17 protein-coding genes are annotated in these 19381 nt (G+C 49.0%); 10 read left to right on the top strand and 7 right to left on the bottom strand.

What is annotated here, in order from left to right; all coding sequences use genetic code 11:
- Positions 1 to 22: 22 nt before the first annotated feature.
- Genes thiL through sppA form a run of 4 tightly spaced genes read right to left on the bottom strand, consistent with a single transcriptional unit; the run spans position 23 to position 4918 of the window.
- Positions 23 to 1141: a thiamine-phosphate kinase gene (thiL, locus tag Q0R57_RS10935; protein WP_294747369.1), complete on the bottom strand. Its 1119-nt coding sequence runs from the start codon at positions 1139 to 1141 to the stop codon at positions 23 to 25.
- Positions 1142 to 1163: 22 nt separating this feature from the next.
- Positions 1164 to 2039: a purine-nucleoside phosphorylase gene (locus tag Q0R57_RS10930; protein ID WP_294747366.1), complete on the bottom strand. Its 876-nt coding sequence runs from the start codon at positions 2037 to 2039 to the stop codon at positions 1164 to 1166.
- Positions 1924 to 3099: a tetraacyldisaccharide 4'-kinase gene (gene lpxK, locus Q0R57_RS10925; protein WP_294747364.1), complete on the bottom strand. Its 1176-nt coding sequence runs from the start codon at positions 3097 to 3099 to the stop codon at positions 1924 to 1926. The genes Q0R57_RS10930 and lpxK overlap by 116 nt, the downstream gene beginning before the upstream one ends.
- Positions 3100 to 3124: 25 nt before the next feature.
- A complete protein-coding gene (sppA, locus tag Q0R57_RS10920) occupies positions 3125 to 4918 on the bottom strand; it encodes a signal peptide peptidase SppA (protein WP_294747361.1) in 1794 nt (597 codons plus the stop codon).
- Positions 4919 to 5094: 176 nt separating this feature from the next.
- On the opposite strand from sppA, the gene Q0R57_RS10915 reads away from it, so the two are divergent.
- From Q0R57_RS10915 to Q0R57_RS10890, 6 genes are all read left to right on the top strand, one after another.
- Complete coding sequence (locus Q0R57_RS10915) at positions 5095 to 6396, top strand: glycosyl hydrolase family 28 protein (protein WP_294747358.1); 1302 nt, start codon at positions 5095 to 5097, stop codon at positions 6394 to 6396.
- Between the two features lie 114 nt (positions 6397 to 6510).
- Positions 6511 to 6783, top strand: coding sequence for a co-chaperone GroES (locus Q0R57_RS10910; RefSeq protein ID WP_294747355.1), 273 nt, complete (start codon positions 6511 to 6513; stop codon positions 6781 to 6783).
- Between the two features lie 55 nt (positions 6784 to 6838).
- Positions 6839 to 8470, top strand: a complete 1632-nt coding sequence (groL, locus tag Q0R57_RS10905; protein ID WP_294747352.1) for a chaperonin GroEL — start codon at positions 6839 to 6841, stop codon at positions 8468 to 8470.
- A gap of 293 nt (positions 8471 to 8763) precedes the next feature.
- Positions 8764 to 8958, top strand: a complete 195-nt coding sequence (locus tag Q0R57_RS10900) for a hypothetical protein (RefSeq protein ID WP_294747350.1) — start codon at positions 8764 to 8766, stop codon at positions 8956 to 8958.
- A gap of 5 nt (positions 8959 to 8963) precedes the next feature.
- Positions 8964 to 10523, top strand: coding sequence for an RNase adapter RapZ (locus Q0R57_RS10895; RefSeq protein WP_294747347.1), 1560 nt, complete (start codon positions 8964 to 8966; stop codon positions 10521 to 10523).
- Positions 10520 to 11545 (top strand): helix-turn-helix domain-containing protein, encoded by a 1026-nt coding sequence (locus tag Q0R57_RS10890; RefSeq protein WP_294747345.1) that lies wholly within the window; start codon positions 10520 to 10522, stop codon positions 11543 to 11545. Before Q0R57_RS10895 ends, Q0R57_RS10890 begins: the two co-directional genes overlap by 4 nt.
- A gap of 1 nt (position 11546) precedes the next feature.
- Here the strand turns inward: Q0R57_RS10890 and Q0R57_RS10885 are convergent, their stop codons facing one another.
- Positions 11547 to 12251 (bottom strand): hypothetical protein, encoded by a 705-nt coding sequence (locus tag Q0R57_RS10885; RefSeq protein WP_294747343.1) that lies wholly within the window; start codon positions 12249 to 12251, stop codon positions 11547 to 11549.
- 188 nt (positions 12252 to 12439) lie between these two features.
- On the opposite strand from Q0R57_RS10885, the gene Q0R57_RS10880 reads away from it, so the two are divergent.
- The 3 genes from Q0R57_RS10880 to Q0R57_RS10870 are packed head-to-tail and all read left to right on the top strand — an operon-like array spanning position 12440 to position 15635.
- The gene (locus Q0R57_RS10880; RefSeq protein ID WP_294747341.1) at positions 12440 to 13192 is read left to right on the top strand and encodes a nucleotidyltransferase family protein; all 753 of its coding nucleotides are present in this window, start codon (positions 12440 to 12442) and stop codon (positions 13190 to 13192) included.
- A gap of 5 nt (positions 13193 to 13197) precedes the next feature.
- Entirely contained in the window at positions 13198 to 14739 is a 1542-nt protein-coding gene (guaA, locus tag Q0R57_RS10875; protein WP_294747337.1) for a glutamine-hydrolyzing GMP synthase, read from the top strand.
- Entirely contained in the window at positions 14736 to 15635 is a 900-nt protein-coding gene (locus tag Q0R57_RS10870) for a protein phosphatase 2C domain-containing protein (protein WP_294747335.1), read from the top strand. The genes guaA and Q0R57_RS10870 overlap by 4 nt, the downstream gene beginning before the upstream one ends.
- 13 nt (positions 15636 to 15648) lie before the next feature.
- On the opposite strand, the gene sulP is transcribed toward Q0R57_RS10870, so the two are convergent.
- Positions 15649 to 17328, bottom strand: a complete 1680-nt coding sequence (gene sulP, locus Q0R57_RS10865; RefSeq protein ID WP_294747332.1) for a sulfate permease — start codon at positions 17326 to 17328, stop codon at positions 15649 to 15651.
- A 218-nt stretch (positions 17329 to 17546) separates the two neighbouring features.
- Positions 17547 to 17978 carry a large conductance mechanosensitive channel protein MscL gene (gene mscL / locus Q0R57_RS10860; protein ID WP_294747329.1) on the bottom strand — a complete coding sequence of 144 codons (432 nt, stop codon included), beginning with the start codon at positions 17976 to 17978 and terminating at the stop codon, positions 17547 to 17549.
- Positions 17979 to 18228: 250 nt separating this feature from the next.
- On the opposite strand from mscL, the gene gap reads away from it, so the two are divergent.
- On the top strand, positions 18229 to 19254 hold the full coding sequence (gene gap / locus Q0R57_RS10855) for a type I glyceraldehyde-3-phosphate dehydrogenase (protein WP_294747327.1): 1026 nt from the start codon (positions 18229 to 18231) through the stop codon (positions 19252 to 19254).
- Positions 19255 to 19381 lie beyond the last annotated feature (127 nt).

Raw genomic sequence — 19381 nt, 5'->3', positions numbered from 1 at the left:
CGACTCGGCAATTCTTAAATTTTTATTTAGCATTGCTCTCACTGCTCAGCGGATTCCAGCCTTGGGCCTTGAGTTCAAATTCCTGACCATCTCGTGTCACGAGGACTTGTCCGAATTTCTGTTCGGTGATATGTCCAATGAGGTGGATATCCTCGATAGCCTTCACCTTCTCAAGGTCGCCAATAGGAACGGTGAACAGCAGTTCATAGTCCTCACCGCCATTAAGGGCACAGGTAGTAACGTTCATCTCCATCTCTTCAGCCATGACAGCTGTCTGATAGTCAATAGGCAGTTCCTTTTCGAAGACGCGACATCCGCAGCCACTCTGTTTACAGATGTGCATGAGCTCAGACGAGAGTCCATCGCTGATGTCCATCATTGCGGTGGGACGGATGCCTGCCTCACGCAATTTCTGAATGATGTCGCCACGAGCCTCTGTCTGCAACTGACGCTGCAGCAAGTACTCTTTTCCACTGAAATCAGGCTGGGAAAGCGTTGAGAGTTGAGCGTTGAGAGTTGAAAGTTTCTGGCTGTCGCCATTGGCCTTTGCCTCCGCCATTTTCTTCTGCAACTCATTCACCTGGGTATAGTACACGTTTTTCTCGCGTTCCAAGAGTTGGAGTCCCATATAAGCCGCACCCAGGTCACCACTCACGCAGATGAGGTCATTGTTTTGAGCACCATTGCGATAGACGATATCCTCCTTAGAAGCCTCGCCAATGCAGGTGATGCTAATGGCCAGTCCTGTATAAGAAGAGGTGGTATCGCCACCTACTATGTCGACATGCCATTTCTCGCAAGCTAGGCGCAGACCCTCATAGAACTGCTCTATGTCTTCCACGCTGAAACGCTTGCTCAGTGCCAGCGATACCGTTATCTGTCGTGGAGTGCCATTCATGGCGAATACATCGCTGATATTCACCATCGCCGACTTATAGCCCAGATGCTTTAGGTCGATATAGGTAAGGTCGAAATGCACGCCTTCCATCAGCAGGTCGGTGGTGACCAGCACTTCCTTGTCAGGATAGTGAAGTACGGCGCAGTCATCGCCAACACCGTACTTTGTTGATTCGTTCTTATTCTCAAGGTCTTTGGTCAGACGGTCTATCAGACCAAATTCTCCAAGTTTTGCTATCTCCATATATATAATAAGGTGTAACGGATTACTTCTTCCAATCCTCTGTAGGATGGTCAGCATTGTGGGTCTCGCGTTTGCTGTGCTCTACCTTCTCAGAGCGTACAATCATCTCGCGCATAATCTCTGTCATGATGGGCTGGGCCTTATCGGCAGCCTCCTGCACTTCCTCATGGCTCACCTCAACAGGATTGTCGAAGCCACCAAGGTCGGTAACCACAGAGATACCAAAGGTACGGATGCCACAGTGGTGGGCCACGATAACCTCGGGCACAGTGCTCATACCTACGGTGTCGCCACCAAGGATACGATACATCTTATATTCTGCAGGCGTCTCGAAGGTTGGTCCCTGCACACCCATATAGACACCATACTGCAGGCGGATCTTCTTCTCGCGAGCAATCTGACTGGCCAGTTTGATGAGTGCAGGGTCGTAGGTCTCGTGCATATCAGGGAAGCGTGGACCCGTGGGGAAGTTCTTACCACGCAGCGGATGCTCTGGGAAGAAGTTGATGTGATCGGTGATGACCATCAGGTCGCCAATCTTGAAGCCAGGGTTCATACCACCAGCGGCATTGCTGACGAAGAGCGTCTTGATGCCCAACTCATACATCACACGTACTGGGAAGGTCACTTCTTTCATCGAATAGCCCTCGTAGTAGTGGAAACGACCTTTCATAGCCATGATATCAACACCTCCGAGTTTTCCGAAGATGAGTTTCCCGCTATGGCCCTCTACTGTAGATACAGGGAAGTTGGGAATATCACTATAGGGAATTTCCAGTGCGTCAGTTATCTCTGAAGCTAATTGTCCGAGACCTGTCCCCAGAACGATGGCTGTCTTCGGACTTGTGGTCATCCTTTCTTTTAACCAGGATGCTGTTTCTTGAATTTTTGCGTACATAGCCTAATATGTTTTCGTTAAACTTATCTTCCTGCTCTAACATGAACTGAATACGAACAGGAAGCGAATAGATGTTTTTCTTAACCTCTTGGCTCAAAGTGCTGATACCAACCAATCGGGCTGCGTCCTTCTCGGTTGTGATGATACACTTAGGCGATGGCATAGCCTCAAAGGTGCTGTTGATGCACTCCACATCCTTTGCACTGAAGTTATGATGGTCGGCAAAACTGAGCGGTGTGAGTTCTTTCACCAACGGCTCAAGGTCTTCCACCATCTGTCGTGGTGAGGCGATACCTGTGAGCAGGAGTACGTTGTAAGACTCGAGATTTGATATTTGAGACAGGAGGGGCGAAGACGGGTTCTCGAAAATGGGCTTGAGATTCCCATACGCCAGTGTGGTAAAGAACAACTGCTGATAGGGAAACAGATCCATGGCTTTGGTGATAACACGATATTCCATGGGTTTCAATTCCTTGGGACATTTGGTGACAATGACTATATCTGCCCTGTTCTTGCCCTTCAAGGGTTCACGCATTCGTCCTGCCGGCAACAGTTTATCATAGATAATCAAGCGATGATAGTCTACCAGCAGAATGTTGATACCAGGTTTTACATAGCGATGCTGGAAGGCATCGTCAAGCAACACCACGTCGATATCTTTATCGCGTGCTGTCAGTTCCTCGATACCATGCACACGGCTTTTGTCTACTGCCACTGTAACTCTCGGAAACTTACGTTTTATCTGGAAAGGCTCATCGCCGATGTCGTGTACGGTGGTGTTATCGTCAGCCACTATAAAACCGTGTGTCTTACGCTTATAGCCTCGACTAAGTACTGCAACCTTCGTACTCCCCTGTAACAATTCTATTAAATACTCCACATGGGGCGTTTTACCTGTGCCACCAACGGTGATATTACCCACTGAGATAACAGGCAACGCAAAGGCACGGCTTTTAAGAATGCCCATCTCAAAGAGAGCATTCCTAAAGCCCACTGCCAGTCCGTATAGCCAGCTCAGTGGCAATAGCCACCTGTTGATCTTGATAAAATCGCCTTCCACCTTATCTCTCGTATGTTATATCGAGTTATCGAATACTGGTCGAGAAAGGCAGACGTGCCTGCAGACGGTTACGCTGACGGTCCTTGCGCAGTTCAACCAAGGGCTCATAGAGTTCGCCCAGAGCCTCACGCAGTTCTCCGTCCAGATAAGTATTCTTTGACTCTTTGGTCGATGAGAGCAGCTCATCAATCCAATCCTTCTTACCAGGATAAGGAGCAGTATAGTAGTTCTCGGCCTTGGCCAGCTCTGCTGCCTTCTTCACTGCATCATTCAAAGAGCCAATCTTGTCAACCAACTTAATATTCAAAGCGTCAGTAGCAATCCACACACGACCCTGAGCAATCTCATGCACCTGTTCTTTGGTCATGCCGCGACCCTCTGCCACGATGCTGAGGAAAGTATCATAGCCACGATCAACGTAAGTCTGCATAAAGCGCAGCTCCTCTTCGTTATCCTTGGCAAACACCAGGTTGGTCTCATAATCGGTGTGCTTGTTGGTCTGCACGCCATCCCATGTAATGCCCAGTTTGTCGGTAACCAGTTCACTGACATTAGGAATGAGTCCAAAGATACCGATAGAACCAGTCACAGTGGTAGGCTCAGCCACGATATAACTGGCTGGAGCGCTGATCATATAACCGCCTGAAGCGGCATAACCGCCCATCGACACTACTACAGGTTTCTTCTCCTTCAGCAACTTGATGGCATGCCAAATCTGTTCAGAGGCCACAGCACTGCCGCCAGGTGAGTTCACACGAATCACCACAGCCTTGACTTTCTCGTCATCAGCCAGTTCCTTCAGGTCTTTCACCACCTCACTGCCCACAATGTTATGGCCAGTAGAGAAGCTGCTGGTCATCTGATCGATAATCTCACCATAAGCATAATAGACTGCAATCTTGTCGCCATCATTATCATCGTCAGAGGCCTGGTCGTTTATCTCGCTGACAGTCACCTGATTGATATCGTCATCATCGTCAAGACCCAGCTTACCCTTGATAATGCCCTTTACAGCCTCGGGATACATATAGCCGTCAACCAGTTTAGCAGCCTTATAATCATCCACGCTGGCAAAGAGCATGATGCTGTCGTCAGCAAGCTTGTTCAGCTGTTCCTCGCTCACCTTACGGCTCTTGGCCATATCCTTCACCCAGTAGTTCCAGATGCCCTGATACATGGCCAGACGTTGCTCACGGTCGTTCTCACTCATATCTTTGCGGGTAACGCTCTCCACAGCGCTCTTGTATTTGCCCACACGAGTACACTGATATTTCAAACCAATCTTCTCGTAGAGACCAGTCCAATAGTAACCCTTGCCGCCCAGACCTTTGAAGTCAATCATGCCCGTCTTGTTGATAAACAGGCTGTCGGCCACAGAAGCTACATAATAACTGCCCTGCAAATACTGGTCGGCAAATGCAATAATCCATTTACCACTCTGCTTAAAGTCCTGCAAGGCGTCGCGAACCTGCTGAGCAGTAGCAGGTGAGTCAAAGGTGGTGGTACCGCCTTCGATGTAAATACCCTTGATATTCTCGTTGTCTTTGGCCTTGTTAATGGCGCTGACCAGATCATCGAGTCCCAGACTCGACAAGTCTGCCATTCCAAGCAGAGCATCGAAGGGTGTGCCTTCTTCAGCCCGCTCATCCACAGAGCCATCCATTTTCAGCACCAGTACTGAATTTTCCTTGATTTCGGTTTTGGCGCTACCACTTGCAATCATGCTTGCAAATGAGATCATAAACATAATGCCTGCCACAATGAACAGGATAATAATGCCGCAAATAGTGGCAAGTGCGTACTTGAAAAACTCTTTCATTTTTAATACTCGTATTTAGTTATTGAGCAGCAAAGGTACAAAATTTTTTCTTATCCTCGCTAAAAAGAGCGAAAAAAATTGTAATTTTGCACCCGAAAGAAACCTATTGTGCAAAAATGGCAATGAAACAGAGAATGATAATGGGGCTTGCGATGCTAACATTATGCGTCGTCGCCATGGGAAAGAAGAAGGTGGTGGAGCAGGAGACATGGCCCGACGGCACCCCCATAGAGACATGGTTTTCCGACACTTCGCGAGTGGATGTCAGCACGCTGGGTAAACGCTATGTTGTCACCGACTATGGTGTGAGCAACTATTCCACCCAGGTACAGACCCGCGAATTGCAGGCTGTCATCGACCGCTGTGCCAACGAAGGCGGTGGCATAGTGGTCATCCCACGTGGTTTCGTCGTCAGTGGATCTCTGTTCTTCAAGCCTGGCACACATCTTTGTATAGAAGAGAACGGTGAGCTACGAGGCAGCGACCGTATTCGTGACTTCAAACTGATGAAGACACGAATGGAGGGCCAGACGCTCAACTACTTTGCGGCCTTGGTCAATGCTGACGGGTGCGACGGGTTCACCATCACAGGTCCTGGAACCATCAACGGCAACGGACAGGCATACTGGGAAGAGTTCTGGATTCGCAGACAGTTTAACAAGGACTGCACTAACCTCGAAGCTATGCGTCCAAGAAACGTATATATCTCTCATTCAAAGAACGTTACGGTGCAGGATGTACGCATCATCAACTCACCTTTTTGGACAAATCACTTGTACAAATGCGAGAAGGTGCGCTATCTGGGATGCTATATCTTTGCGCCTACTGACAATGTGACACCTGTTGACCCCAAGCAGGGTGCGCCATCGAGCGATGCCATCGATCTGGATGCTTGTCAGGACGTGCTTGTCAGTGGTTGCTATATGAATGTGTGCGACGATGCCGTGGTGCTGAAAGGTGGCAAGGGCACTTGGGCCGACAAGGACCCCGATAATGGTCCCTGCGAACGTGTCATGGTAAGCGATTGTACCTATGGCAAGGTGCACGGTTGTCTGACACTGGGCTCAGAGAGTATTCATGATAGGAATGTGATTCTTCGTCGTTGTCATGTGCACACTGCCAACCGCGTGCTTTGGTTGAAAATGCGTCCTGACACACCGCAACATTATGAATATGTGAGAGTTGAGGATTTGACGGGCGATTGCGGTTCGTTCCTAGTGGTCCGTCCCTGGACGCAGTTCTTCAAGCCAGAAGATCGTGAGGACATGCCCCTGTCGAAGTGTAATAACATCATGATTCGTAATATCCAGATGGATTGTGAGAATTTCTTCAATGTAGGAAAGTCGGATAAGTTCATTATGACAGCCTTCTCGTTTGAGAATATCAACGTCACAGACAAGAAAAAGGCCTTTAATCCATCATTGATAGACGGATGTGTGGTGAAGAACGTTGTGATTAATGGTGAGAAAAAAGATTGAAACACCTCTTTATATTATAGCATGCGTGCCAAATTGTCAGTGAGAACAGTTTGGCACGCTTTTGGCATACCCCCTGGCAGATTATTTAATCAAAACAACAAAAATAAAAGTATTATGACTATCAAACCATTGGCAGACCGCGTGCTCGTAGTACCTGCACCGGCTGAAGAGAAAATCGGTGGAATCATTATTCCCGACACAGCAAAGGAGAAGCCCCTGCGCGGCATTATCAAGGCCACAGGCAAGGGTACCAAAGACGAAGAAATGATCTTAAAAGAGGGCGATGAAGTGCTTTATGGTAAGTATAGTGGCACCGAAATCGAACTTGAAGGCGAAAAGTTCCTGATGATGCGCCAGAGCGATGTGCTCGCTATCATTGAGAAATAATCATCGATATCTCGTAATATCGTAATAACGAAATAACGTAATAACGACAAAAATCATGGCAAAAGAAATTAAATTCAATATCGATGCCCGCGACGCTATGAAGCAGGGCGTAGACCAGTTGGCTAACGCTGTCAAGGTGACACTTGGCCCTAAAGGTCGTAATGTAGTGATCGAGAAGAAGTTCGGTGCACCCCAGATTACCAAGGACGGTGTTACCGTAGCTAAGGAGATTGAGCTCGAAGACCACTTCGAAAATACAGGTGCCCAGCTCGTAAAGAGCGTAGCCTCAAAGACTGGCGACGATGCTGGTGATGGTACCACCACTGCCACCATTCTGGCTCAGGCCATCGTCAGCGAGGGTCTGAAGAACGTTACTGCAGGTGCCAACCCCATGGACCTGAAGCGTGGTATCGACAAGGCTGTAAAGGCTGTTACCGACTATATCGCCAAGAGCGCTGAGCAGGTTGGTGACAACTATGACAAGATTGAGCAGGTAGCCACTGTTTCTGCCAACAACGACAAGGAGATTGGTGAGCTGCTGGCTGAGGCTATGCGTAAGGTTTCCAAGGATGGTGTCATCACCATCGAGGAGAGCAAGAGCCGCGATACCCACATTGGTGTTGTAGAGGGTATGCAGTTCGATCGTGGTTATCTTTCAGCTTACTTCGTCACCGACTCTGAGAAGATGGAGTGCGCTATGGAGAACCCATACATCCTCATCTACGACAAGAAGATTTCGAACATCAAGGAGTTCCTGCCTATCCTGCAGCCCGCTGCTGAGAGTGGACGCCCACTGCTGATTATTGCCGAGGATGTTGACTCTGAGGCACTTACCACTCTCGTAGTCAACCGTCTGCGTGCTGGTTTGAAGATTTGCGCTGTCAAGGCTCCTGGCTTTGGCGATCGCCGTAAGGCTATGCTCGAGGATATCGCCGTACTCACTGGCGGTACCGTTATCAGCGAGGAGAAGGGCTTGAAGCTCGAACAGGCTACCCTCGAGATGCTGGGCACCTGTGAGAAACTGAATGTGACCAAGGACAACACCACCATCGTTAATGGTGCTGGTGACTCACAGGCCATCAAAGACCGCATCAACCAGATCAAGGCTGAAATCGAGAACACCACCTCTTCTTATGATAAGGAGAAGCTGCAGGAGCGTCTTGCCAAATTGTCAGGCGGCGTGGCAGTTCTTTATGTTGGTGCCAACAGCGAGGTAGAGATGAAGGAGAAGAAAGACCGTGTTGACGATGCCCTCTGTGCTACCCGTGCTGCCATCGAGGAAGGTGTTGTGGCTGGTGGTGGTACCACCTATATCCGCTCACTCGATGCACTGGCCGGCCTCAAAGGCGACAATGCCGATGAGCAGACTGGTATTAACATCATCAAGCGTGCCATTGAGGAGCCGCTGCGCCAGATTGTCACCAACGCCGGTGGCGAAGGTGCTGTCGTAGTACAGAAGGTTCGCGAAGGCAAGGGCGACTTTGGTTACAACGCCCGCACCGATGTCTACGAGGATCTGCGTGAGGCTGGTGTCATCGACCCCGCTAAGGTTGCTCGTGTAGCTCTGGAGAATGCCGCTTCTATCGCTGGCATGTTCCTGACCACCGAGTGCCTTATCTGCGACAAGCCCGAGAAAGAGCCCGCTATGCCCATGGGTGGAGCCCCAGGAATGGGTGGAATGATGTAAGTCTGAAACAAGATTGAAATAGGGGCTATGCTTTACGTTATGTCTCATTTCCTTTGAGAATTGTCAAAATGCCTTATTTCTGATAAGAATTATTTGGCAGCTAAAGAAATGTTGACTACTTTTGCACCCCGAAAAGATATTTTTTTGATTTGTTTTAGTAGATTAGTTTTTAAGTAGTTTGTTTTAGTGCCGGATGTCGTGAGACACCCGGCACTTGTTTTATGACCTCACGTTGGAAAAACCTCCGAAATAATTTGGAAGTTCGCATTCTTCTTTGTACCTTTGTCGTCGTTATGAATTGGAAGTTTATTATAAGCTGGGCCATTAAGTTTGCCTTGAGCACAGTGGTCTTCGATATTGCACTAGCTTGGACGGAGAGTGCATGGTTGGCATTCCCCATGGCATTGGGCTTTCTGATTATTATTGCCATTCTTGAGAGTTATGCCATCGACTGGATTGGAAAATGGAAGGAGAAACACAATAAATAAAAGGTATGCAACAACTCATAGAACTATATAAGCAGTATCGGGGCAGCAAGCCAGCCACTGTTGAGCAACTGCCAGGAGCAGGTAGCAACCGCGCATATTTCCGCCTGGCAGACGAAGAGGGACAGACGGTAGTGGGATGCATCGGCACTAGCCGCGACGAGAACCACGCCTTTATCTCTCTGGCACGCCATTTCAAGTTGCGTCAGTTGCCTGTGCCTGAGGTGCTGGCAGTGAGCGATGATGAGCTACGTTACATACAAACAGACCTAGGGTCAACATCACTGTTTGATGCCATCAAAGGTGGTCGCGAGGCTGGAGGCCGCTACACGTTGAAAGAGCAGGATTTACTGAAACGCACCATCCGCGAGTTGCCCAACATCCAGATTCGTGGAGCCCGCGAACTGGACTTCTCCAATTGCTACCCGCAGCCAGAGTTCGACACAGACTCTGTGCTCTTCGATCTGAACTACTTCAAATATTGTTTCTTGAAGGCTACGGAGTTGGACTTCCACGAGTTGAAGCTGGAAGCAGACTTCCGCCTGTTGGCAAAAGACCTGACTGCTGCAGGTGATGAACAGTGTTTTCTCTACAGAGACTTTCAGGCCAGAAACGTGATGTTGTTAGAGGAAAGTGGAAAGGAGAAAGAGGAAGGAGAAAAGTATGTTCCATATTTTATCGACTTCCAGGGAGGCAGAAAGGGCCCATACTATTATGATCTGGCCTCATTTCTGTGGCAGGCCTCTGCCAAATATCCCCATAAGCTGAGACGTGAACTGGTGTTTGAGTATTATCACGCTCTGAAACAATACACAGAGGTACCCACACCCCATCACTTTGTAGCACGCCTCAGTCTCTTTGTCCTGTTCCGCACGCTTCAGGTATTAGGCGCCTACGGCTTCCGCGGTTATTTTGAGCGCAAGCAGCATTTCATTGACAGCATTCCGCCCGCTATCCAGAACCTGCGCGAGTTGCTTCACGCCACAAACTTCCCCTACCCTTATCTGGTATCATTGTTGGAGAAGTTGACTGAGCTACCTCAGTTTCAGCAGATTACGGCTACTGCCAGTCGTGCCGATGGTTATAAGACTACCGACAAGAACCCCTATAAGCCTCATCCACAGGATGGTCCCGCCACATTCTCCAAGTACGATGCTCAGGGACCGTTGGTGGTCAAGGTTTTCAGTTTCTCGTTCCGCAAGGGCATCCCCGAGGATGAAAGTGGCAATGGCGGCGGTTATGTATTCGACTGCCGTTCGACCCACAATCCTGGACGCTACGAGCCATACAAGCAGTTGACCGGTCTTGACGAACCCGTTATCCGCTTTTTGGAGGATGACGGAGAGATTCTGACGTTCCTCGACAGTGTGTATAAGTTGGCCGACGCCCATGTGCGTCGCTATATCCAGCGCGGCTTCACATCACTGATGTTCTCGTTTGGTTGCACGGGAGGACAGCATCGCAGTGTCTACAGCGCCCAGCACTTAGCAGAGCACATCCACCAGAAGTTCGGCATCGAGGTACGTATCTGCCATCGTGAACAGAACATCACCCAAGTCTTGAAATGACAGGTATCAATATCTCAGCCTTCTTTGCAGGAGCGTCAACGGCTTTCTATCTTATCTTCGCCTGCTTAATCTTGCGCAAATCGCCGCGTACCCGCTTTCAGACGGTACTGGGGTGGATGATGGCTATATGGGCTGCATTCAGTCTGAAGGATATCATCATCACCTTCCCTGTACTCTATAAACCCCATATGCTCAATTACATTGCTTTGATTGACGGATGGTCGGCAGTATCGTATGTGGTCTTTATCTTTGAGGCTACCATGCCAGGCTGGACATCACGCAAGAAAGTGCTGTTGTTGCTGCTACCTTTCCTATTTTTCACGCTTGCCTATGTATTCTACCCTATTCCCCAAATCATCAGTGCCTATTACATCTTCCTCTGGTGCTTCGCATGGACTGTTGTGGGCATTGGCTATTTCAAGGCACGACACTATATCCGCTATATCCGCGAGAACTACTCAAACATTGAGAATATAGACTTGTCATGGCTACGTTATGTGTTTTTCTTTGCCATTGTCAGCCAACTGTCGTGGCTGGCCACCAGCATATTAGCCAACGTATTCACTGACACCATCTATTATATCTCTACCATGGGATTGTGGTTACTGGTATTGCACTTCAGCTATAACTACCAACCCATTGCCATCAGCAACGAGAAGGTACCTGCCACTGAGGAAGAAGAATCCACGACGGCATTTCCTTTTGCCCATCGCTTGGAGGAGGTGATGGAACAGGAGGCCCTTTATCTGAACAAAGACCTGACACTGACCGACTTAGCCGTAGCCATTGGCACCAACCGCACCTATCTGAGCCGTTACCTGAGTCAAGTGCAACAACAGACTTTCTACGACTATATCAATAGATTACGCCTCAATAAAAAAAGTATACCCTTGATGAAAGATCATCCAGAGTATACATTGGAATTTGTTGCTTCAGAAAGCGGCTTCAAGAGCATTAGCACTTTCCGCCGCGCATTTATTAAGCTGACCGGATTAAATCCTAGCAACTATTTCCAGAAATGATTTAGTAGCCTGATGTGAAATAGAGGTGGTCGAACTTCAAACCAGTATCTTTGGTACCCACATTGATACCGTCGATCTCGATAGTAAACGTACCACCGGCCTTGATAGCACTGGCCTTGCCATATTTCACGATCTTGTTTTCCTCTGACACGTTCTTAAAGGAATCGAAGAACCAAGCCAGATCCCTCAGCTTATTGCCTTCAGCATCCTGCACCTGTGCAGAACAGATTTCTGTATCCTTGGCTGCAGTCAGTTCAACGATAATCTGATAGCGTGCACCTGAAACCTTGGTGGCTGCGGTATCGCCAGTAAGCACAATCTTGGCTTTACCTGCACTGAAGCACGACTCATCAAACGTCACCTTCACCTCTTTACCATCAAGAGCCTTCAAAGCTTCAATCTGCTTATCGCGGTAAATGACGTTGATCTCTGCGTTAGCAGCCTTCTTCTTGTTACCCAGTTCCGACATTTCCTCTCGTTTCTCGGCTTTGTCCATTGCCTTACTGATGTAGTCACTGATATAATCATTGGCTACTTTCTTCTGCTGGTCAAGTGAAGGAATGGTTCCCAGCACGGGTGACTCTGTGATTTGCACTTCTTTTTCAGCAGCACTGATGGCATCGCCAACGAGTGATGATGCACTGTCACTACAAGCTGTCAGCACAGAAGCTATAACAGCAAAAATAGCAATAAATGTCTTCTTCATTTTAAATACGTTTTAAGTTAAAAAATAATTTGTATTAGGATTTATGAGTGCAAAGATATGAAATAACGCTATAAGTAGTCATATCCTACGGTCTCATGATGCGTCATTGTAACAAAAATCATCGCTCAAATCGTAAAAAAACATGATTTAAGCGGTTTGTCTCAAAGAAAATTTGTAATTTTGCACCCATGAAACAGGCGATGATCTTCGCAGCGGGCTTAGGCACCCGATTGAAACCACTCACTGACACAATGCCGAAGGCACTTGTCAGGGTTGGTGGACAGCCTTTAATAGATATTGTGATATCAAGGCTGCTGGCGGCAGAGTATGATCATTTCGTGGTGAACATACATCATTTCGCTCAGCAGATTAAGGATTATGTGTCAATACGCGACTATGCCCCAATGGTGCAGTTCAGTGACGAAACGGCACAGTTATTAGAAACTGGTGGCGGACTGAAGAAGGCAGCACCCTTGTTTGATGCTGAGAAGCCCATCCTGATTCATAATGTCGATATTCTGGATAATGTTGACTACGACTGGTTCTCACGCCAGCACCTACCTGAAGAAGATGCCGTGCTGTTGGTGAGCAAGCGCAAGACCAAGCGTTATCTACTGTTCGACAACGCCATGCGACTCATGGGTTGGAAGAACATCGAGACTGGTGAGATTAAGAGTCCTTATGAATATGTGCGTCGCACTGGCCTCTCCCAGCATGGCGAGCCATTCAATGAGTTTGCCTTTTCTGGCATCCATTCTTTCTCGCCCCGTCTTTTCTCCCTGATGGAGCAGTTTCCCGAGCGTTTCCCCATTATCGATTTCTACCTCTCTGTGTGCCATCGTGCCCGCATCGTAGGCATGGTAAAGGATGACCTCCAACTCATGGATGTTGGCAAGCTCGACACACTGGACCAAGCAGAACAATTCATTAAATCATTATAATTACAATGCAAAAGATTATTATCCTCGATTTCGGTTCTCAGACAACGCAGCTGATAGGCCGCAGGGTACGTGAGCTGGACACCTTTTGCGAGATTCTGCCTTACAACAAGTTTCCCGTGGGCGATGACTCCGTCATTGGCGTCATCCTCAGTGGCTCGCCCTATAGCGTCCACGACCCCGAAGCCTTCAAGGTTGACCTCTCGCAGTTCGTAGGCAAAGTGCCTGTGTTGGGCATCTGCTATGGCGCCCAGTTCATTTCAAACGCCCTCGGTGGTAAGGTGGAAAAGGCCGACTCACGTGAGTACGGACGTGCCAACCTCGAGACCATCAACCTCGACAACCCGCTGTTCAAGGGCTTCGAGAAAGGTTCTCAGGTATGGATGAGTCATGGTGACACCATCACCGCCATCCCTTCTGACTTTGAGGTCATCGGCTCTACGAAGGATGTGAAGAACGCTGCCTTCGCCTCTACCACACACCCCATCTGGGCTGTGCAGTTTCACCCCGAAGTGTACCACACCCTACAGGGCAAGACATTGCTTCAGAACTTCGTAGTCAACATCTGTGGCTCTCGCCAGGAGTGGAGTGCTGCCTCATTTGTCGACAGCACCGTTGCTGAGTTGAAGGCTCAACTGGGCAATGACCGCGTGATTCTGGGCCTCTCGGGTGGTGTTGACTCCAGCGTTGCAGCCGTTCTTCTGAACAAGGCCATTGGCAACCGCCTCACCTGTATCTTCGTTGATCATGGCATGCTGCGCAAGAACGAGTTCACACAGGTGATGAACGACTACCGTTGTCTGGGTCTGAACGTCATTGGCGTCGATGCCAGCGAAAAGTTCTTTGGCGACCTCGCAGGTGTCACTGACCCCGAACAAAAGCGTAAGATTATAGGTCGCGACTTCGTCGAGGTGTTCAATGCCGAAGCCAAGAAGATTACCGATGCCAAATGGCTGGCACAGGGCACCATCTATCCCGACCGTATCGAGAGTCTGAACATCACTGGTAAGGTCATCAAGAGCCACCACAACGTAGGTGGACTGCCTAAGGAGATGCACCTGCAGTTGTGCGAGCCTCTGAAATGGCTGTTCAAGGACGAGGTTCGTCGTGTGGGCCGTCAGCTGGGCATGCCCGAGCACTTGATTACCCGTCATCCTTTCCCCGGTCCTGGTTTAGCTGTACGTATCCTGGGCGATATCACCCCAGAGAAGGTACGCATCCTGCAGGATGCCGATGATATTTACATCCGCGGACTGCGCGAATATGTCGATACCGATGGTGAGACTTTATATAATAAGGTGTGGCAGGCAGGTGCTATCCTGCTCTCTACCGTCCGCTCAGTAGGCGTGATGGGCGATGAGCGTACTTATGAGCACCCCGTTGCCTTACGTGCCGTCACCTCTACCGATGCTATGACTGCTGACTGGGCCCATCTGCCCTATGACTTCATGGCTAAGGTATCAAACGAGATTATCAACAAGGTGCGTGGTGTCAACCGCGTCTGCTACGACATTTCGTCAAAGCCACCTGCAACAATTGAGTGGGAATGAACTATAAGCTGTATCATCCGCAGGCCATCCACGAACTAGGACGACGCCAAAACCAGGAGGATGCCATCTACCCCCTACCCAACCAAGTCAACTGCGACCACCGTGTGTTTGTGGTGTGCGACGGCATGGGCGGACTCGACAAGGGTGAGGTGGCCAGTGAGGTCGTGTGTAAAACCTTGGGCAGAGTGGCAGAGACCATTCTGCACACTCTTGGTACCTTTACCGACGACGACCTCGCCCACTGTATGAGTGCCGCCTACGAGGCCTTGGACGCTGCCGATACAGACAACGAAGCCGCCATGGGCACCACGATGACCTTTCTCTGTTTTCACGAGCAAGGTTGTCTGGTGGCTCATATTGGCGACAGCCGCATCTACCACCTGCGCCCTTCACTGGGAGCGCAACGTGGCGTGCTGTTCCGTTCTCGCGACCACTCATTGGTGCATCAGCTCTACGAGATGGGCGAGATCAGCTACAACGATATGGCTAAATATCCCAAGAAAAACATTATTCTGAAAGGCATGCAGCCCCATCAGGTGGAGCGCACCCGTCCTTCTCTAGCCCATATCGCTGACATTAGGCCCGGCGACTATTTCTATATGTGCACTGACGGTATGCTGGAACAGTTGGAGGACGAGCGACTGATGGAGATTATTAGCGACTCCACGATGACCGATGAGTTGAAGGCCCAGTGTCTCATCGACGAGACCAGCAATAATTCCGACAACCACACCGCATGGCTCATCCACGTGGAGAATGTAGTCAAGAATCCAGAAAATGATAAAGACCTGCCCGATGATGAGTTGGCTCATCGTATTCGGAACAAGGTCTTAAACGACCGTCATAAGGATCAGGCATGGCATTTCGACGATGCTATTCCCATGCCTGATCTATAACGACTCCTTATTACTATTTCACAATCTCATTGGCTCTAGCCAGTGCCAGGTCAATGTGATTGCAGATATTCTCTTCGCCTAAGAGCTGGGGGAAACCATTGCGTTTCAGCACTGCCTCCACCTTCTCGTTCACACCCGAAAGCACCACAGTGATGCCTTCTTTCTTGCTCATCAGGCACATATTCTCAAGATTGTGCAGACCCGTTGAGTCGATGAAAGGCACCTTCCTCATACGGATGATACGCACCTTTGGACGATCGCCAAAACGTCCCATCAAATCCTCGAACTTATTACCTGCGCCAAAGAAATACGGACCGTTGATCTCGTAGACCTCCACGCCCTTGGGAATAGTGAGGTGCTCCAGGTTACCACGCTCCATATCGGCATCTTCGTTCAAGTCAATCTCATCGTAGACGGCCTTCACGTCGGTGGTCTCACTCATACGACGCATAAAGAGCAGACAAGCGCAGACAATACCCACCTCGATGGCGATAGTCAGGTCGAAGATGATGGTCAGGAAAAACGTCAGCAGTAGCACGGTGATGTCGCTCTTGGGGTTACGCATCAAGGCTGTGAACGAACGCCATCCGCTCATGCCGTAGCTCACAACCACCAGCACGCCAGCCAGACAGGCCATTGGGATATACTGTGCCAATGGCATGAGGAACAGGAAGATGAGCAGCAACACCACCGCATGAATGATGCCAGCGATAGGTGTACGTCCGCCATTGTTGATGTTGGTCATGGTACGGGCAATGGCGCCAGTGGCGGGAATACCACCGAAGATAGGCGTCACGATATTGGCTACGCCCTGACCGATAAGTTCTGTGTTTGAGTTGTGATGGTCACCTATGACACCATCGGCCACTGTAGCCGACAGCAATGACTCTATAGCGCCCAGGATGGCAATGGTCAGTGCCGGTGGCACCAGATTCTTGATGGTCTCCCACGTCAGCTCGGGCACTACGGCATCGGGCAGCTGCGATGAGATGCTGAACCTGTCGCCAATGGTCTCGATGCTGGTCACGCCGGCATATTGCTTCAGCAGCAAGGCTGTTACCGTCATCACGATAATGGCAATCAGCGAGCCAGGCACACGCTTGCTCAGCTTAGGTGCTGTGGCAATGATGGCCACACTTACCAAGCCCACACCCGCACTCCATGGGTCAATATGCGTCAGGTTCTGTGCATACGCTATCCATTTCTCAATGAAGTCACTCGGCACTGGGCCATCCATCTGCATGCCCAGCAAGTCTTTCACCTGCGTGGTGAAGATGGTCACAGCGATACCGCTGGTGAAACCCACGATGATGGGGTATGGAATATATTTGATGATGGTGCCCAGATGCAGCAAGCCAAAACCTATGAGAAACACACCAGCCAACAATGTGGCAATGGTCAGTCCCTGCATGCCATATTCATTGATGATGCCAGCTACAATAACGATAAATGCACCCGTAGGACCACCAATCTGCACCTTGCTTCCGCCCAATGCGGAGATAGTGAAACCTGCCACGATAGCAGTGATAATACCTTTTTCGGGCGACACACCGCTGGCAATACCGAAAGCAATAGCCAAGGGCAGTGCCACGATGCCCACAATGATACCAGCCATCAGGTCGGCCATCAGCGTCTGTTTGTTGTACTTTTTAATGGCCGAAAAAAGTTTCGGCTTCAGGTCTAAAGTATTCATTACGTCTTTATTATCCTTTGAAAATCGGGTGCAAAGTTATGCATTATTCATGAAAAAAGCGCATTATGTGCGATAACAACGACAAAAAAAGGCCCCTTTTCTTGATTTTCCGCAAGCAGGCATAGAATCATGTCATCCGCATCATCAGCGGTCGAAAACAAAAAAGAGGGGCTGTGGGGTTTTAGTCACAGCCGCCTCTTATTATATAAAGGTGTAACTTACTTCTGCTTCAGCAGATCGCGAATCTCGGCCAGCAGTTCCTCCTGGGTAGGACCCTTAGGAGCCTCGGGCTCGGGAGCGGGCTCTTCCTTTTTACGATTCAACTTATTGATGCCCTTGAGCATGAGGAAGATACAGAATGCCACAATCAGGAAGTCCACAACATTCTGAATAAACTGTCCATAGGCAAATACTGAGGCACCAGCCTCCTGTGCAGCCTGTATCGTCTCGTACTTTTCGCTGCCTGAAAGGTTGATAAACAGATTGGTGAAGTCAATGCCGCCAGTAGCAAGACTGATAACAGGCATCAGCACATCGTTGACCAAACTGGTCACAATCTTACCAAACGCACCGCCGATGATTACACCGACAGCCATGTCCATCACATTGCCCTTCATGGCAAATTCCTTGAATTCTTTAATAAATCCCATAGTCCTTAATGTTTTAAAGTTTAACGTTATTGTTTGAATTGTAATCTTCGAGTTGCAATATTGTCTATTTTTTCTTGATATATCTCAGTTTTCCGTTTTCTCTTTTCACTTTTCACTTAAATTAATACAGATTCTGGGTGCAAATATAGGAAATTTTTCGTAACTTTGCACGCGAAATGAGGAAAAAATGCTCAAAAAGGCAAAAATAACTCGAATTTTATAACAAACCCTTTTAATAAATTAAAGTAAAATGACAAAAGTAGCAATTAACGGTTTCGGCCGTATCGGTCGCCTCGCTTTCCGTCAGATGTTCGAGGCTGAAGGTTATGAAGTAGTAGCTATCAACGACTTGACCAGCCCCAAGATGCTGGCTCATCTGTTGAAGTATGACACCGCTCAGGGTGGTTTCTGTGGCAAGTTCGGTGAGAACAAGCACACTGTAGAGGCTGGTGAGGATTTCATCGTAGTTGATGGCAAGAAGATCACCATCTATGCTATTCCTAACGCTGCTGAGCTGCCTTGGGGCAAGCTGGACGTAGACGTTGTTCTGGAGTGCACAGGTTTCTATACTTCTAAGGAGAAGGCTTCTGCCCACCTGACCGCTGGTGCTAAGAAGGTTGTTATCTCTGCTCCTGCTGGTAACGATCTGCCCACCATCGTTTACAACGTTAACCACAAGACTCTGACTCCTGCTGACACTGTTATCTCAGCTGCTTCTTGCACCACCAACTGCTTGGCTCCTATGACCAAGGCTCTGAACGACTTCGCTCCCATCCAGAGCGGTATCATGACCACTGTTCACGCTTACACTGGCGACCAGATGATTCTGGACGGTCCTCAGCGCAAGGGTGATGTTCAGCGCGCTCGTGCTGGTGCTCAGAACATCGTTCCTAACTCTACTGGTGCTGCTAAGGCTATCGGTCTCGTTATTCCTGAGCTGAACGGTAAGCTGATCGGTGCTGCTCAGCGCGTTCCAACTCCTACAGGTTCTACCACTATCCTGCACGCTGTTGTTAAGGGTGAGGTAACTGTTGAGGGTATCAACGCTGCCATGAAGGCTGCTACCAACGAGAGCTTCGGTTACACTGAGGAGAAGCTCGTTTCTAGCGACATCATCGGTATGAAGTTCGGTTCACTGTTCGACGCTAACCAGACCATGGTTTCTAAGATCGGTGACGGCAACTCTCTCGTACAGGTTGTTGCTTGGTACGACAATGAGAACTCTTACACTTCTCAGATGGTTCGCACCATTAAGTACCTCGCTGAACTCAAATAAGCAGCGAGAGCAAATGAAAGTTTGCTTTCAGTTTGCCGAGTCGCGTATTTGAGTCGACGAAGTCAACTGAAGTAATACCACTCAGATATTAAATAAATGCCACTCGATTTTTATCGGGTGGCTTTTT

It is taken from the genome of uncultured Prevotella sp. (genome assembly GCF_946407605.1).
GTDB lineage: Bacteria > Bacteroidota > Bacteroidia > Bacteroidales > Bacteroidaceae > Prevotella.
This window is presented reverse-complemented; position numbering and strand designations above follow the sequence as displayed.